Source organism: Pectobacterium brasiliense (genome assembly GCF_016950255.1).
GTDB classification, from domain to species: domain Bacteria; phylum Pseudomonadota; class Gammaproteobacteria; order Enterobacterales; family Enterobacteriaceae; genus Pectobacterium; species Pectobacterium brasiliense.
Genome location: NZ_JACGFN010000002.1, coordinates 792585 through 808231, shown reverse-complemented (window position 1 = coordinate 808231; position 15647 = coordinate 792585). Strand labels below are relative to the sequence as shown.

Genomic DNA, 15647 nt, shown 5'->3' with positions numbered 1-15647 from the left:
GATGCGAATTATTGTTTACGGCAGTTTACGACGCAAACAGGGAAACAGTCATTGGATGACAAATGCGCAATGGTTAGGGGACTGTCAGCTCGCAGGTTTCGAGCTGTACGATCTCGGCCATTATCCGGCAGTGGTACCCGGTAATGGAGAAATCCATTGCGAGGTCTATCGCATTAGTTCGTCGATTTTGACCGAACTGGATGCCTTAAAGCGGGACGGCCACGAATACCAACGTGAGCTGATTCGTACGCCTCTGGGCAGTGCCTGGATCTATCTGTACAAGCACCCTGTTGTAGGGCTGACGCGTATTGCCAGCGGCGACTGGCTAAAGCGCAGCGAAGAAGATGAAGAGGCTTGAGGCCGAGTCGCCAATCAAGTCATGGTCGCCATAAATAAAAACACCGCGCAAGGCGGTGTTTTTGATCATGCGATATCTTGAGCCCGTAAGGGCTTTAATGCATGCATATCGTGTGGCGCTTATTTGTTTTTCGCGCGCTCGAAGGAAGCAACGATCTCGGCTTTCGCCGCAGCAGCGTTATCCCAACCTTCCACTTTCACCCACTTGCCTTTTTCCAGATCTTTGTAGTGCTCAAAGAAGTGGCCGATCTGTGCACGCAGCAGTTCAGGCAGGTCGTTAACGTCTTTAATGTGATCGTATTCTTTGGTCAGCTTGCTGTGTGGAACGGCAACCAGCTTGGCATCTTCGCCTGCTTCGTCGGTCATTTTCAGCACGCCAACAGGGCGGCAGCGGATCACTGAGCCAGGCTGCAACGGATACGGGGTCGGAACCAGAACGTCAACCGGGTCGCCATCCAGAGACAGCGTGTGATTGATGTAGCCGTAGTTGCATGGGTAGAACATGGCCGTAGACATGAAACGGTCTACAAACAGCGCACCGGTATCTTTATCAATTTCATATTTGATCGGATCGGCGTTCGCGGGAATTTCAATCACTACATAGATATCTTCCGGCAGATCTTTACCCGCCGGGACATTGTTCAGACTCATGTCGGTTTCCTTCTCTTAAACCTGAAATAGCGTGGTCGTCATTATAGCCAAAAAGCGTTTAATGTCCCTGATTTTTAGCGTGTGCAAGGTGTGATGCGCTTGCGCGAGTCGTTTAAGTAAAAATACTTTCGTTACTAAAGTTTCTTTAAAGAAAGCAGGCTTGTTACCGATAGGAAGATGATCTGGATCACGTTATGCGGAGCATTTCTCCGCATTTATTTATCATTTGTAATATCAGGGAAACAAAAATGTTAAGAAATATCACAATCAAGACGAGCTTGATTGCTTTGTTAGGAACGATGGTACTGCTGTTATTGCTGGTGTGTGGAATTGGCATCACCTCAATCAATCAGGGAATCACGTCGCTGACGACAATCGACAAGATTCAGGGCAAAGAAGTCACGGCGCTGGCGGGGAGCTATACCGCTTCACTGCGTGCGAGAACAGGGGCTGCGTTGGCGGCTCGTCAGATGGAAAGCGGGCTGACCGATCTGGCGAATGCATCGGTCGCGCGGGCAGAGGCCTACACGGCGCTTTCCCACAAAGAAATGGCACGCTTTCTTTCCTACGGCACCGTAACGGAGCGCGGTGCCAAAATGGCCGCAGAGGTTAAAAGCAACTACGAACAATACATGAATCTTGGCGTTCAGCCGATGGTTGATGCGCTGAAACGTGGCGATGTCGCAGCCTATTACATGCTGTTGCAGGACGTGTTACCACCGCTCAGCGTTAAGATGGATAAGGTCGCGAACGAATTCCGTGATTTCGGTCTGGAGGTCGGGGAAAACATGCTTGCAGAAGCGGAAAGCTTCGCGTTCAACCGTTTGATGATCATCGGTATTGCCTGTATCTCCGTTCTGCTGCTGGTGTTGGCAGCCTGGATTGCCTTGAAGCGTTCTATTCTTTCCCCGCTTGAAGAGACGGTCGGTCAACTGGAGTTTATTGCTCGTGGTGATTTGACCCAGCGCATTCCCGATGGCGGCAATAATGAGATTGGCCGCCTGATTCAGGCGATGAAGGCCATGCAGCATTCGCTGGCAACCGCCGTGGGTCGCGTCCGTGATGCCGGTATGCAGATTGACGTCGGCACGCGCGAACTGTCTTCCGGCAATACGCATTTAGCCGCGCGTACGGAAGAGTCAGCCTCCTCGCTGGAAGAAACCGCAGCCAGTATGGAGCAGTTGACCGCGACAGTGACGCTGAATGCGGAAAGTGCAGAGCAAGCGCATACGCTGGCGCAAAATGTATCCGATATCGCGAATAAAGGCAGCGAAACCGTGGGGAGCATGATTGAGAAAATGCAGATGATCTCCAGCAGCTCCGCACGCATTGGCGATATTCTGGCGGTGATTGATGGCATCGCGTTCCAGACTAATATTCTGGCGCTGAATGCGGCAGTTGAAGCCGCACGTGCGGGTGAGCAGGGGCGTGGATTTGCGGTGGTGGCGGGTGAAGTCCGCAGTCTGGCGCAGCGCAGTGCGCAATCGGCCAAAGAGATCAAAATGCTGATGGAAGAGTCTCAAAGTCGCGTCAGTGAAGGCACCGTGATGGCGAAAATGGCCGGGGAAACGATGAATGACGTTTCTGACGCCGTGGCGCGCGTGACATCCCTGATGCGTGAAATCTCAACGGCCACGCGTGAGCAAAGCAATGGTATTGGGCAGGTGAATCTGGCGGTATCGCAGATGGATGAAGTCGCACAGCAAAATGCGTCTCTGGTAGAAGAGTCTGCCGCTGCCACGCGCTCACTGGAAGATCAGGCGCGCCTGCTGGCAGAAAGTATGTCTCAGTTTAAGGTGCAATCGCAGGAATTTGCCGCCATCGGCCGATTCTAATATCCCCGTCATACTTCATAAAAAAATTCCCGTGAAAACGGGAATTTTTTTGTCTTATTCTTCGGAGGATGTCTGTTCGTCTTCTGGCTGCTTCTTCTTGCGTAGCTTATTCCAGATTTTACTTTCCTGTCCGCGCCAGAGGCGTTGGATATTGTCATGATGACGCATCAGTATCAGGCAAGAGAGCATCGCGACGGGGAAGGTAAACTGTGGCTTGAACCACCAGACATAAAACGGGGCGATGAGCGCGCTGACAATCGCGCCAAGCGAGGAATAGCCGCTCAGCAGTACGGTCAGTAGCCAGGTACCGGTCATCAGGCCCGTCAAATCCCAGCCGATAGGGGCAATGGCACCCAGCGCCGTTGCCACACCTTTGCCACCGCGAAAGTGGAAAAAGACGGGATAGATATGGCCGAGGCAGGCAGCGATAGCGGTTAACCCGAGATACAGCGGGGGAACGCCCAGCTCGTAAGCGGCCCAGACAGGCAGCATGCCTTTCAGAACATCAAACACCAATACGGTTGCAGCGGCCGCTTTGCCGCCAATACGCAATACGTTAGTGGCTCCGGGGTTCCCTGAACCATGCTGGCGCGGGTCGGGTAGCCCAGCAATTCTGCAAAACAAAATCGCACTGGAAATAGAGCCACACAGATACGCGATTAACATCATACCAAGCGCGGTAACACTCATAACGCTATTCCGTTTAGTTTATAGAGAGACGTTTAATAAGGGTCGTTTTACTCTTCTCATCTGTGGATAATACGCACATTCCGTCGGAAGTGGTATCCGACAGCGACAAAAACAGAGAATGGCGTGATGGATATCGTATTTATTGAAGAACTTACTGTAATCACAACTATTGGTGTTTACGATTGGGAACAGACCATCCAGCAGAAACTGGTGTTCGATATCGAAATGGGCTGGGATAACCGTCAGGCAGCCGCCAGTGACGATGTTAATGACTGCCTGAGCTATGCCGATGTCAGCGAGGCGGTGATTGCCCACGTGGCAAACCAGCGCTTTGCTCTGGTGGAACGTGTGGCTGAAGAAGTCGCGCACATGCTGATGCAGCGCTTCTCGATTCCCTGGCTGCGGATAAAGCTCAGCAAGCCAGGTGCCGTCGCGCAGGCACGTCAGGTTGGTGTCATCATTGAACGCGGTACGCGATAAATCTGATTTAACAGAATAAATACTGATTTACGTGCAACTAAACCGTAACCCAAATAGTCTATAAGCCAGTTATAGCGGCTCGCGGAAGTACGCGGCCGCTTTTTTGTGCGCTGCATTTTCGTTTTTATTAGAGGCAAGGATTTTTAGATGACTGACCTGCATTCATTGCTAATCGCATTTATTCTTGGCGTGGTCGAAGGACTGACCGAGTTTTTGCCCGTATCGTCTACGGGGCATATGATTATCGTTGGTCATTGGTTAGGGTTCGCTGATGAGAAAGCCAAGACGTTTGAAGTTATCATCCAGCTTGGCTCGATTCTGGCCGTTGTTGTGATGTTCTGGCGCCGCCTCTTTGGTCTGATAGGGATTCACTTTGGTGAAGTTCCACATGAGGGGCATACGGCTGGTCGACTGAAATTAACGCACATCTTATTGGCAATGATTCCCGCTGTGGTGCTTGGGCTAATTTTCCATGATGTGATCAAGTCACTATTTTATCCACAGAACGTGATGTACGCGTTGGTTGTCGGTGGTTTCTTGCTGTTAGCGGCTGAATGGCTCAAACCTAAAAAACCGCGTGCCGTCGGGTTGGATGACATCACGCATCGTCAGGCTTTTATGATTGGCTGTTTTCAATGTCTGGCGCTGTGGCCCGGCTTTTCACGTTCGGGAGCGACCATTTCAGGCGGGATGCTGATGGGCGTCAGCCGCTATGCGGCTTCTGAGTTCTCTTTTATTCTGGCGGTTCCCATGATGATGGGCGCGACCGTTCTGGATCTGTATAAGAGCTGGCATTTCCTGTCGCTGGCCGATCTGCCGATGTTTGCCGTTGGTTTCGTGACGGCCTTTATCGTGGCGCTGATTGCGATTAAAACCTTCCTGAAAGTCATCAAACGCATCTCGTTTGTCCCGTTCGCGATTTACCGTTTTATCGTCGCGGGCGTGGTTTACATGGTGTTTATGTAAGACTGAGAATGTCGATTTTAGGTAGACCGTTATAGAAAGAGGCCACGCATTAGCGTGGCCTCTTTGTTTCAGGATGCGCCTGATGAATCTGGCTGCTGTGCTTTCCAGTCCGCCAGGGCATGAGTGCGGCGACGTGCGAGTTCGTTACGCACGTCAATGCCCTTAAACCCATCGGCGACGACGTCCGCACTGCTGACCTGACTGGCGACGCGGAAAGCTTCACGCAGATAGTCGCCTTGTGGATACGGGTTCTCTTCAAAACCGGCACGGCCTCTGGCATCGGCTTCGCTCGTGAGCGCTAACTGCTCCAGACGCTGTGGTTTACGCCAGACGTCAATCGCATCAAATAACTTCAGCAGGGTTTTGGGTTGCAGCACCTGCACGGTATGAACCAGATCATGATATTCCGCAACCAGCTTTGCCAAATCGCGAATCGGGTTAGGTACGCGCAGGCGCTGGCACAGTGCTTCAACCAGTTTGACGCCCGCCGGGCCATGCCCGTGATGACGCGGCCACAGTTCGGGGGGCGTCAGCCCTTTTCCTAAATCGTGGCACAGCGTAGCAAAACGGACGTCAATCTCAGGGCTGAGACGAGCGGCCATCGCCACCGTCATCATGGTATGAATGCCGGTATCGATTTCCGGGTGCCATTTGGCGGGGGCGGGCACGCCGTACAGGTTATCGATTTCAGGGAACAGCACGGCCAGCGCGCCGCAGTCACGAAGCACCTGAAAATAGACATCTGGCGACGAGGTGCCGAGCGCTTTTTCCGTCTCTTTCCAGACGCGCTCTGGCGTCAGATAAGCCAGCTCGCCCTCATGCGCCATTTTTTGCATCAGCGCCATGGTTTCTTCGGCAATCTGGAAGCCGAGATGAGCAAAACGCGCGGCAAAACGGGCGACACGCAGCACCCGTAACGGATCTTCGCTGAATGCGTTGGAGACGTGGCGCAGCACGCGATTCTCAAGATCGCGATGGCCGTGATAAGGATCGATAAGGTCGCCTCGCTCGGTGCGGGCAATCGCATTGATGGTCAAATCGCGGCGTAGCAAATCCTGCTCTAACGTGACATCAGGTGCGGCATGGCAGACAAAACCAGTATAGCCTTTGCCAGATTTGCGTTCGGTACGCGCGAGAGCGTATTCATCGCGGCTAACGGGGTGTAAGAAGACGGGGAAATCCTTTCCAACCTGCTGGTAGCCCTGCGCAAGCAGGCTCTCCGGCGTCGCGCCGACCACCACCCAATCTTTCTCGATGACGGGTAAACCCAGCAGGCTGTCCCGAACAGCGCCGCCGACAAGGTAGATCTTCAACGTCGGGCTCCTGAATCAATAACCAATACTTCATCACATACTACCATCTTTGCGCCGCGGCGTTGGCTGCAAAGAAAAATGCCTGCAAGAAGCAGGCACATTGTTCCGATTAGCTCATCCAGCGGTCATTTTTCTTTTTGCGAGGGATGATGTGCGGCAACAGCAGACCCAACAGCAAGCCTATGCCAGCAACGCCGCCGCCATACATAAACCACTGTAGAATGATGGTGCGTTGCTTATCATCAAGCTGGACATTCGCCGCGCTGACTTTCTTCTGCGCAACGATAAGCTGATTTTTCAGATCCTGATTTTCCTGGCGTAATCCATTGATCACACTATCGCTGGCAGCGACTTTCTGCTGCATATCCGCGGTGCGCTGGTTCCAGGTCTGATCGATATTATTCAGTTTGTCAGTCAGGTCTTTAACCTGATTTTCCAGCTCCGGTACCCGCGTGCGCAGGCTCGGCGTATTGCTAAGCTGGTCGAGAGGAATCCAGGTGGTGCGGTTTTTGTCATCACGGATCTGCGCATAGCCCGCGTTTTCATTAACGCTGAGTAACGTGACCTCTGCACCTGCATTCAGTGTGCCGACGATACGATATTGATTGCCAGGGCCGCTGTGGACATACGTCAATAACTCATCGGAAATGTAGCGTTTTTCTTCCGCCTGTGCGGTCCAGCTCAGCGTGAGAGAAAATAAAGTAAAACAGAGTAAGCCTAATTTCTGCATAAGATCATCATGTTGCGTTAATGGTGGTCCGATAGTAGAGGCTTAAGTCTGACGAGGCAATGTATAAACCGAAATGAGAACAGTCTTAGAACCTCCCCATTAGGGCTATTTCACACCAATAATGCCTACTGGAATAGGTTCTTAGAAGGCGGTGGGGGGCGTGTTTAAGCGGGGGAAAGCGGTGTCGCTGATGGCCGGTTTGCATAAGAAATGCGCGCTTGTTCGCAGGTGAAAAAGAGTGTGTGCGGTAAGAGTAGTAAGCTGCAGTAAAATGTTATTTACTGACAGGATAATGAATGTGGTCTTGGTGTTGTGAATGCTATGAGTGAAGAAATTGAGCTGAAGTTTATTGTTCATCCCGACAGCGTTGAATCGCTGCTGACGCAACTGGCTGGCTGGGAGAGTGATTACAGTCAGTATGAGCACATGCGTGCCCAGCGTCTGAGCAATACCTATTATGAAACGGCGGATAATTATCTACGTCGCAATGGCATCTGCCTGCGTATTCGTGGCGAAAATGAACGCTACGAAATGACGGCGAAAACGGCCGGCAAGGTGACTGGCGGGCTGCATCAACATCCTGAATATAACGTTGAGCTGGAGAAAGCTGAGCTGGATCTCAGCCTGCTTCCGGAGGAATTCTTGCCGGAAGATTGCGATGTTGAGGCGCTGCAATCGTCGCTCAATCCACTGTTCAGTACGGATTTTACGCGTGAAAAGTGGGTGTTTACTTACTATCAAAGTGTGATTGAGGTTGCCTTAGATCGCGGTGAAATTCGTGCCGGAGATCTGAGTGAACCGCTGTGCGAGCTGGAGATGGAGCTTAAGGTCGGGCAGACCACCCATCTGCTGGAGCTGGCAAAGGAAATCGCGGAGTTTGGTGGTATGCGGCAGGGCAGCCTGAGTAAGGCGGCGCGCGGATACCATTTGGCTAAAGGTAACCCGGTTCGCGAGTGTCAGCCTCTCAATCGACTGGTTGTGGATCCAAAAACCAATATCGATCAAGCCATCCGCGCGGCGCTGGAACTGGGGTTGAGTCACTGGCAATACCACGAAGAACTGTGGGTAAGAGGGAATGCCTCTGCCCGTGAAGCCCTGCCAGAGGCCAGTGCGATGATGCGCGAAATGCTGGTGCTGGTGGGAGGCGTCGTGTTACGCAAGGTCACCACGCTTTTTCGCTCTGCACTCGCCACGCTGGAGGCACGGCTACAAAGCCCCGACGGCGCGGAAGTGTGCTACAGCGTCGATTACCTGCAAAGTAAGTTGGTACTGACTTCCTGGCTGATCGAGTCTGGCTGGCGTGACCATATGGATAATAAAGATCGCATTAAGCTACAGGGATCGTTCAAACGCTTTGCCGACATTATGTTAAGCCGTAGCACGGCGGATCTGAAAAGCGCCTTTTCTTCTAAATTGACGGAAGCGCAGTACGAACAGCAAATCCCTCGTCTGCAACGTAATATCTGCGCGTTTCTTCTCTTATCCGGCGCTTATCCGGCGGAGCAGGTGGAATCCTATATTGAACACTGGCGGGCATTACTCCAGGAAATTGAGCGGCTCGCTGCCGGGCAGGCTCCTTCTGCCTATCTGGAAGCCTATCGTAAAGAGGCGTTGACCTTGCCCCCGTTCTGGCTACATAGCGGCGGACCATCACAGTAACCGTTAACTGCCGCTTGTCAGTGAGGATAGGCGGCGCATCAAGGGAACCCCCATGTCGATACTTCCTTTGCCCGCTTTACCTGTGCTTCTGACGGAACAATCTCAGCGTGCGCTGTCGCGTTTGCGGGAAGCCGCACCTGATGAACCGATAACCGACAGTGACTCTGCTGTTCTGGCATTGAGCGATTTTGTCAGCGATGCGCTTGCACTGCATCCTGACTGGTGGCAAGGGATTCATCAGCAACCGCCGCAGCCCGAAGAGTGGCAGCATTACGCCGACTGGTTGGATAACGCGCTGGCCGATGTTAACGATGAAAATACGTTGATGGCCACGTTGCGCCGGTTCCGTCGCCATATGTTGACGCGAATTGCGTGGTCGCAGGCGCTGCAAACCAGTACGACGGAACACACGCTGCGTCAGTTGAGTGAGCTGGCCGAGGTGGTGATCGTGGCGGCCAGAAGCTGGCTATATCAGGCCTGTTGTCGCGAGTGGGGCACACCTTGCAATGCGCAGGGTGTGGCTCAGCCTCTACTGATTCTTGGCATGGGAAAACTGGGTGGGGGAGAACTGAACTTCTCTTCGGATATCGACCTGATCTTCGTCTATCCCGAAAATGGTCATACGCAAGGCGGACGACGCGAGCTGGATAACGCGCAATTCTTCACGCGTCTGGGGCAGCGGCTCATTAAGGTGCTGGATCAGCCGACCGTCGATGGTTTTGTTTACCGTGTGGATATGCGGCTACGTCCCTTTGGTGACAGCGGCCCACTGGTGCTCAGCTTTGCGGCCATGGAAGATTATTATCAGGAGCAGGGCCGCGATTGGGAGCGCTATGCCATGGTCAAAGCACGCCTGATGGGGGGAATGGACGATGACTATAGTCAGGAACTGCGCAGTACGCTGAAGCCCTTTGTCTTCCGTCGCTATATCGATTTCAGCGTGATCCAGTCGCTGCGAAATATGAAGGGCATGATTGCCCGCGAAGTGCGTCGACGGGATCTGCGCAATAACATCAAGCTGGGTGCGGGTGGCATTCGTGAAATCGAATTTATCACGCAGGTTTTCCAACTGATTCGTGGCGGGCGTGAACCAGGATTGCAGGGGCGCTCGCTGCTGCCTACGCTCCAGCATGTAGGAACGCTGGGGTTATTAACGCCGCAGCAGGTGCTCGATCTTAGTACCTCTTACCTGTTTCTGCGTCGTTTGGAAAACCTGTTGCAGGCGATTGCCGATGAGCAGACGCAAACCTTGCCGGGTGATGAGCTGAATCAGCAGCGGCTGGCATGGGGAATGGGTTTCGATAACTGGGACACGCTGCAATCCATGCTGGAACAGCATATGCAGGCGGTGCGTCACGTATTTGACGACCTGATTGGCGATGATGCGCCGGACAATAATGACATCCCTGAACATAGCAGCTATAGCAGTCTATGGCAGGACACGCTGGATGACGGCGAATTGGCTCCGCTGACGCCGCATCTCTCGGAAAGCGTGCGTGAAAAGCTGATGCGGACGATTGTGGAATTCCGTCACGATGTGGCAAAACGCACGATAGGGCCGCGCGGGCGGGACGTGCTGGATCAGCTCATGCCGTGTTTGCTGGCGGAAGTCTGCGCTCGTCAGGAAGCGGATACGGTGTTGTCTCGTCTGACGCCGCTGCTGCTGGGGATTGTCACACGTACCACCTATCTCGAACTGCTGCTGGAGTCTCGCGCTGCGCTCGGCCAACTGATTCGCCTGTGCGCGGCGTCGCCAATGGTGGCCAGCCAACTGGCACGCTATCCCCTGCTGCTGGATGAATTGCTCGATGCGTCAACGCTGTATCAGCCGACGGCACCGGGCGCGTATGCCGATGAGCTACGTCAGTATTTGATGCGTGTCCCTGAGGATGATGAAGAACAGCAGTTGGAAGCCGTTCGCCAGTTCAAGCAGTCGCAGCAGCTACGCATCGCCGCAGGGGATATCGGTGGCGTACTGCCCGTGATGAAAGTGAGCGATCACTTAACGTATTTAGCAGAAGCGATTATCGCGGCCGTGGTTCAGCAGGCGTGGGGACAGATGGTGGCACGTTATGGCCAGCCGTCCCATTTGCAGCATCGTGAAGGCCGTGGGTTTGCCGTTATTGCCTACGGCAAACTCGGCGGCTGGGAGCTGGGATACAGCTCCGATCTGGATTTGGTATTCTTGCTGGATTGTCCATCGGACGTGATGACGGACGGCGAACGCAGTATTGATGGTCGTCAGTTTTATCTGCGCCTCGCACAGCGAGTGATGCATCTGTTTAGCACCCGGACATCATCAGGCATTTTGTATGAAGTGGATGCCCGTCTGCGGCCATCGGGCGCGGCGGGTATGCTGGTGAGTACGGTCGAAGCGTTTGATGAGTATCAGCGTAATGAGGCATGGACGTGGGAGCATCAGGCGCTGGTGCGCGCACGTATGGTGTACGGCGAAAGCGGCGTACAGCAGACATTTGAGTCTATTCGTCGCAGCATTCTGTGTGCCGAGCGTGACGCGGAGACCCTGCGAACCGAAGTGCGCGAAATGCGGGAAAAAATGCGTCAGCACCTGGCGAACAAAGATAAAGCACTCTTTGACATCAAAACGGATGCGGGCGGCATTACGGATATCGAATTCATTGCCCAATATCTGATGCTGCGTTATGCCGCTCAGGAACCGCGTTTGACCCGTTGGTCGGACAACGTGCGTATTCTGGAACTGATGGCGCAATATGGCGTAATGGAAGAGAGCGAAGCCAATGCGCTCAAGCTGGCCTACGTCACCATGCGCAATGAACTGCACCATCTGGCCTTGCAGGAGCTGTCCGGTCGGGTCAACAAGGATCGGTTTGTTGCGGAGCGGGAGCAGGTGCTGGTGAGTTGGAATAAGTGGCTGGTGGGAGCGTAAGTTCCTCCTATCTATATGGTCAAATGTGCCGTGCGGTTTAGAGCCGCGCAGCAGTGGCGTGTATGATACGTGCCTATGATATTATTACGCGCATTATGCGAAATAAGCCTGGAGTAGAGGATGAAAGTGACGCTGCCTGATTTCCGTCAAGCGGGTGTATTAGTGGTCGGTGATGTCATGCTGGATCGTTACTGGTATGGGCCGACCAGCCGAATTTCACCAGAGGCACCGGTGCCTGTGGTCAAGGTTGATACGATCGAAGAGCGCCCAGGCGGCGCGGCGAACGTCGCAATGAACATCGCAGCATTGGGCGCGGGATCGCGTCTGGTGGGGTTAACGGGCATTGATGATGCCGCTCGCGCACTGAATGCCAAGCTTGGCGAAGTGAATGTGAAGTGTGACTTTGTCGCTGTTCCTACGCACCCGACGATCACCAAGCTGCGCGTGCTGTCACGTAATCAGCAGTTGATCCGACTGGATTTCGAAGAGGGTTTTGAAGGAATTGATCCTCAGCCGATCATCGAGCGTATTCAACTGGCGCTGCCAAAAATTGGCGCGCTGGTGCTCTCTGACTATGCAAAAGGCGCATTAGCGCATGTGCAAACCATGATTCAGACGGCAAAAGCGGCAGGTGTTCCGGTGCTGATCGACCCGAAAGGCACGGATTTTGCCCGTTACCGTGGCGCGACGTTGCTGACGCCAAACCTGTCTGAGTTTGAAGCGGTGGCAGGGCGTTGCAAAACGGAAGACGAGCTGGTTGAGCGCGGTATGCAACTGGTAGCCGATTACGATCTGTCCGCGTTGCTGATTACCCGTTCCGAGCAAGGGATGACGCTGCTACAGCCGGGCAAAGCACCGCTGCATTTGCCGACCCAGGCGCAGGAAGTGTACGACGTGACCGGTGCGGGCGATACCGTAATCGGTGTGTTGGCTGCTGCGCTGGCGGCAGGCAACCCGCTGGAAGAGGCCTGCTTCCTGGCGAATGCCGCCGCAGGCGTCGTCGTCGGCAAGCTGGGGACGTCCACGGTCACGCCGATTGAATTGGAAAATGCTATCCGCGGCCGTGCCGACACCGGATTTGGTGTCATGACCGAAGAACAGCTGAAACAGGCCGTTGAACTGGCGCGTCAGCGTGGCGAAAAGATTGTGATGACCAACGGCTGCTTCGATATTCTGCACGCCGGACACGTGTCTTACCTGGCAAACGCCCGCAAACTTGGCGACCGGTTAATCGTTGCGGTAAACAGTGATGCCTCAACCAAGCGTCTGAAAGGGCCGACTCGACCTGTCAACCCGCTGCCACAGCGGATGATCGTGCTGGGTGCACTGGAAGCCGTCGACTGGGTCGTGCCGTTTGAAGAAGATACGCCGCAGCGCCTGATTGCCAGCATTCTGCCGGATATTCTGGTGAAAGGCGGAGACTACCAGCCACATGAAATCGCCGGTAGTGAAGAAGTCTGGGCCAACGGCGGTGAAGTGAAAGTCCTGAACTTTGAGGACGGCTGTTCCACGACGAACATCATCAACACGATTAAAGCCAACACGTCTCAATCTTAAATGAAATAAAACTAACGGTGCTCGAAAGATTTCGGCACCGTTAGGCCGCAAGCTAATGATTCTCGCTCTGGTACATCACGGGCGAGAGTCATAACAATCACGACGCCGTCAGGGCGACACGTCAGATAAAACAGGTATGAAACCAGTGAAGAAAGAACCAGCCGAAGTGAATGCGGCCGCACTGCGGGTAGCGGAGTTGCGCCGGGTCTTACGCCATCACGAATACAAATATCACGTTGAAGATGCGCCCGAAATTCCTGATATCGAATATGACAAGCTCATGCAGGAACTGAAAGCGTTAGAGGCGGATCATCCCGAGCTGGTGACCAGTGATTCTCCCACGCAGCGCGTGGGTGCGGCACCGCTGGCGGCATTTGAGCAGGTACGCCATGAAGTGCCGATGTTATCGCTGGATAACGTCTTTGATGAAGAGAGCTATCTGGCCTTCAGCAAGCGAATTGGCGACAGGCTAAAGAACGGTGACGATCTGACATTCTGCTGCGAGCTGAAACTGGATGGTTTAGCCGTCAGCCTGTTGTATGAAAATGGCGTTCTGGTTCAGGCGGCCACGCGCGGGGATGGCACGACCGGGGAAAATATCACCAGTAACATTCGTACCGTTGCAGCGATCCCACTGCGCCTTGAGGGGGACAATATTCCGCGCCGTGTTGAAGTACGCGGTGAAGTGTTTATGAAGCACAGTGGTTTTGAAAAGCTGAACGAAGAGGCTCGCCGTACGGGGAGTAAAGTTTTTGCCAATCCGCGTAACGCTGCCGCCGGATCGCTGCGCCAGCTTGACCCGCGCATTACGGCTAAGCGTCCGCTGACCTTCTTCTGCTATGGCGTTGGTCTGCTGGAAGGTGGTGAGCTGCCCGCCAGCCACTGGGAGCGGCTGATGCAGTTCAAGGCGTGGGGACTGCCGGTGAGCGACAGAATTAAGCTATGTACCGGTCCAGCCGAGGTGCTCGATTTTTATCGTCAGGTTGAGCAAACCCGCAGCTCGTTAGGCTTTGATATCGATGGCGTGGTTGTCAAGGTTGACTCTTTGGAGCTCCAGGAGCGATTAGGCTTCGTTGCCCGTGCGCCTCGCTGGGCGGTGGCCTTTAAATTCCCAGCGCAGGAACAGCTGACCTGGGTGCGCGATGTCGAGTTTCAGGTCGGGCGAACAGGGGCGATTACGCCAGTTGCGCGTTTGGAACCCGTCGCCGTGGCTGGGGTTATCGTTAGCAACGCCACGCTGCATAATGCCGATGAAATTGAGCGGCTAGGTTTGCAGATTGGCGATCGCGTGATTGTGCGTCGAGCGGGGGATGTGATCCCGCAGATCGTCGGCATCGTGGAATCTGAGCGGCCAGAAACGGTGCGCCCGATCGTTTTCCCTGCTGCCTGTCCCGTATGTGGATCTGACGTTGAACGCGTAGAGGGCGAGGCCGTCACGCGCTGTACCGGTGGCTTGATCTGCGGTGCCCAGCGCAAAGAGGCACTGAAGCATTTTGTTTCTCGTCGCGCATTGGATGTGGAAGGCATGGGCGATAAGATCATCGATCAACTGGTGGAAAAAGAGTACGTCAAGACGCCAGCCGATTTGTTTCGTCTGAGCGCTGGGATCATGACGGGGCTGGATCGTATGGGGCCGAAATCCGCGACGAATCTGGTCAATGCGCTGGAAAAGGCGAAAAGCACCACGCTGGCACGTTTCCTCTATGCGTTGGGGATCCGTGACGTTGGTGAATCGACGGCGGCTAATCTGGCTGCGCATTTTGGTTCGCTAGAGGCGCTTTTTGCTGCCGATGAAGACGCGCTGTTGGAAGTGCCGGATGTCGGTAAAGTCGTCGCCGCGCACGTGCGCCATTTCCTCGAGGAAGAGCACAACCAAACCGTGATCCGCGAATTGACCGATCCCGCTGGCATCAACATTCACTGGCCTGAGGTTCAGGTCGTCAATGCTGAAGAGATCGACAGCCCATTTGCGGGGAAAACGGTGGTATTGACCGGATCGCTAAGTATTCTGTCCCGCGACGAAGCCAAAGATCGGTTAACGGCGTTAGGGGCAAAAGTGAGCGGCAGCGTTTCGAAGAAAACCGATATGGTGATTGCTGGTGAAGCCGCGGGTTCTAAACTGGCGAAGGCGCAAGAATTGGGGATCCCAGTGATCGATGAGGCGGAAATGATCCGACTATTGGGGGCGTAAACGGATGGAAAAAGAAGACCTGATAGATATTGCCACGATGCAGATGCCGTTTGGTAAATACAAAGGGCGAGTGCTGATCGATTTACCGGAAGAGTACCTGCTGTGGTTCTCCCGCAAGGATGAATTTCCTAAAGGTCGCTTAGGGGAATTGATGCAGATTACGCTGGCAATCAAGATAGAGGGTCTGCAAGGGTTGGTCACACCACTGAAGCGATCCCGCCCCTGATTATCCATTTCCTGGCACAACCTCTGACGAAAAAAGGTCGCTTCATTGAAGCGACCTTTCACGTTAACTGGCTACCCCATCCCT

General features: G+C 54.0%; 13 protein-coding genes. 9 read left to right on the top strand and 4 right to left on the bottom strand.

Annotated features, from left to right (window positions below; translation table 11 throughout):
- The first annotated feature begins 1 nt into the window (after nucleotide 1).
- Nucleotides 2-358: a gamma-glutamylcyclotransferase family protein gene (locus tag H4F65_RS18165; RefSeq protein WP_010278980.1), complete on the top strand. Its 357-nt coding sequence runs from the start codon at nucleotides 2-4 to the stop codon at nucleotides 356-358.
- A 119-nt stretch (nucleotides 359-477) separates the two neighbouring features.
- Here the strand turns inward: H4F65_RS18165 and ppa are convergent, their stop codons facing one another.
- Nucleotides 478-1008: an inorganic diphosphatase gene (gene ppa, locus H4F65_RS18160; RefSeq protein ID WP_010278977.1), complete on the bottom strand. Its 531-nt coding sequence runs from the start codon at nucleotides 1006-1008 to the stop codon at nucleotides 478-480.
- Nucleotides 1009-1256: 248 nt separating this feature from the next.
- On the opposite strand from ppa, the gene H4F65_RS18155 reads away from it, so the two are divergent.
- Nucleotides 1257-2843: a methyl-accepting chemotaxis protein gene (locus tag H4F65_RS18155; RefSeq protein WP_010278970.1), complete on the top strand. Its 1587-nt coding sequence runs from the start codon at nucleotides 1257-1259 to the stop codon at nucleotides 2841-2843.
- Nucleotides 2844-2897: 54 nt separating this feature from the next.
- On the opposite strand, the gene plsY is transcribed toward H4F65_RS18155, so the two are convergent.
- Nucleotides 2898-3533, bottom strand: a complete 636-nt coding sequence (gene plsY, locus H4F65_RS18150; RefSeq protein ID WP_010287497.1) for a glycerol-3-phosphate 1-O-acyltransferase PlsY — start codon at nucleotides 3531-3533, stop codon at nucleotides 2898-2900.
- A 126-nt stretch (nucleotides 3534-3659) separates the two neighbouring features.
- Between plsY and folB the strand changes: the two genes are divergently transcribed.
- A complete protein-coding gene (folB, locus tag H4F65_RS18145) occupies nucleotides 3660-4013 on the top strand; it encodes a bifunctional dihydroneopterin aldolase/7,8-dihydroneopterin epimerase (protein WP_010287496.1) in 354 nt (117 codons plus the stop codon).
- Nucleotides 4014-4160: 147 nt separating this feature from the next.
- Entirely contained in the window at nucleotides 4161-4979 is an 819-nt protein-coding gene (bacA, locus tag H4F65_RS18140) for an undecaprenyl-diphosphate phosphatase (RefSeq protein WP_010287495.1), read from the top strand.
- 68 nt (nucleotides 4980-5047) lie between these two features.
- Here the strand turns inward: bacA and H4F65_RS18135 are convergent, their stop codons facing one another.
- Together H4F65_RS18135 and H4F65_RS18130 are read right to left on the bottom strand one after the other, a co-directional pair.
- A complete protein-coding gene (locus H4F65_RS18135) occupies nucleotides 5048-6292 on the bottom strand; it encodes a multifunctional CCA addition/repair protein (protein WP_010287219.1) in 1245 nt (414 codons plus the stop codon).
- 109 nt (nucleotides 6293-6401) lie between these two features.
- Nucleotides 6402-7022 carry a TIGR04211 family SH3 domain-containing protein gene (locus H4F65_RS18130; protein WP_010287218.1) on the bottom strand — a complete coding sequence of 207 codons (621 nt, stop codon included), beginning with the start codon at nucleotides 7020-7022 and terminating at the stop codon, nucleotides 6402-6404.
- A 321-nt stretch (nucleotides 7023-7343) separates the two neighbouring features.
- On the opposite strand from H4F65_RS18130, the gene H4F65_RS18125 reads away from it, so the two are divergent.
- The 5 genes from H4F65_RS18125 (at nucleotide 7344) to H4F65_RS18105 (ending at nucleotide 15563) form a co-directional block, all read left to right on the top strand.
- On the top strand, nucleotides 7344-8681 hold the full coding sequence (locus H4F65_RS18125; RefSeq protein WP_010285178.1) for a CYTH domain-containing protein: 1338 nt from the start codon (nucleotides 7344-7346) through the stop codon (nucleotides 8679-8681).
- A 52-nt stretch (nucleotides 8682-8733) separates the two neighbouring features.
- Nucleotides 8734-11589 (top strand): bifunctional [glutamate--ammonia ligase]-adenylyl-L-tyrosine phosphorylase/[glutamate--ammonia-ligase] adenylyltransferase, encoded by a 2856-nt coding sequence (gene glnE / locus H4F65_RS18120; RefSeq protein WP_010285174.1) that lies wholly within the window; start codon nucleotides 8734-8736, stop codon nucleotides 11587-11589.
- Nucleotides 11590-11709: 120 nt separating this feature from the next.
- Nucleotides 11710-13146, top strand: a complete 1437-nt coding sequence (gene hldE, locus H4F65_RS18115; RefSeq protein ID WP_010285172.1) for a bifunctional D-glycero-beta-D-manno-heptose-7-phosphate kinase/D-glycero-beta-D-manno-heptose 1-phosphate adenylyltransferase HldE — start codon at nucleotides 11710-11712, stop codon at nucleotides 13144-13146.
- 136 nt (nucleotides 13147-13282) lie between these two features.
- On the top strand, nucleotides 13283-15337 hold the full coding sequence (gene ligA / locus H4F65_RS18110; protein ID WP_010285170.1) for an NAD-dependent DNA ligase LigA: 2055 nt from the start codon (nucleotides 13283-13285) through the stop codon (nucleotides 15335-15337).
- Nucleotides 15338-15341: 4 nt separating this feature from the next.
- On the top strand, nucleotides 15342-15563 hold the full coding sequence (locus H4F65_RS18105) for a DUF3820 family protein (protein ID WP_010285169.1): 222 nt from the start codon (nucleotides 15342-15344) through the stop codon (nucleotides 15561-15563).
- Nucleotides 15564-15647: the final 84 nt, after the last annotated feature.

Coding starts and splice junctions, on each gene's coding strand:
- H4F65_RS18165 (WP_010278980.1), top strand. CDS start 2: ATGCGAATTATTGTTTACGGCAGTTTACGACGCAAACAGGGAAACAGT.
- ppa (WP_010278977.1), bottom strand. CDS start 1,008: ATGAGTCTGAACAATGTCCCGGCGGGTAAAGATCTGCCGGAAGATATC.
- H4F65_RS18155 (WP_010278970.1), top strand. CDS start 1,257: ATGTTAAGAAATATCACAATCAAGACGAGCTTGATTGCTTTGTTAGGA.
- plsY (WP_010287497.1), bottom strand. CDS start 3,533: ATGAGTGTTACCGCGCTTGGTATGATGTTAATCGCGTATCTGTGTGGC.
- folB (WP_010287496.1), top strand. CDS start 3,660: ATGGATATCGTATTTATTGAAGAACTTACTGTAATCACAACTATTGGT.
- bacA (WP_010287495.1), top strand. CDS start 4,161: ATGACTGACCTGCATTCATTGCTAATCGCATTTATTCTTGGCGTGGTC.
- H4F65_RS18130 (WP_010287218.1), bottom strand. CDS start 7,022: ATGCAGAAATTAGGCTTACTCTGTTTTACTTTATTTTCTCTCACGCTG.
- H4F65_RS18125 (WP_010285178.1), top strand. CDS start 7,344: ATGAGTGAAGAAATTGAGCTGAAGTTTATTGTTCATCCCGACAGCGTT.
- glnE (WP_010285174.1), top strand. CDS start 8,734: ATGTCGATACTTCCTTTGCCCGCTTTACCTGTGCTTCTGACGGAACAA.
- hldE (WP_010285172.1), top strand. CDS start 11,710: ATGAAAGTGACGCTGCCTGATTTCCGTCAAGCGGGTGTATTAGTGGTC.
- ligA (WP_010285170.1), top strand. CDS start 13,283: ATGAAACCAGTGAAGAAAGAACCAGCCGAAGTGAATGCGGCCGCACTG.
- H4F65_RS18105 (WP_010285169.1), top strand. CDS start 15,342: ATGGAAAAAGAAGACCTGATAGATATTGCCACGATGCAGATGCCGTTT.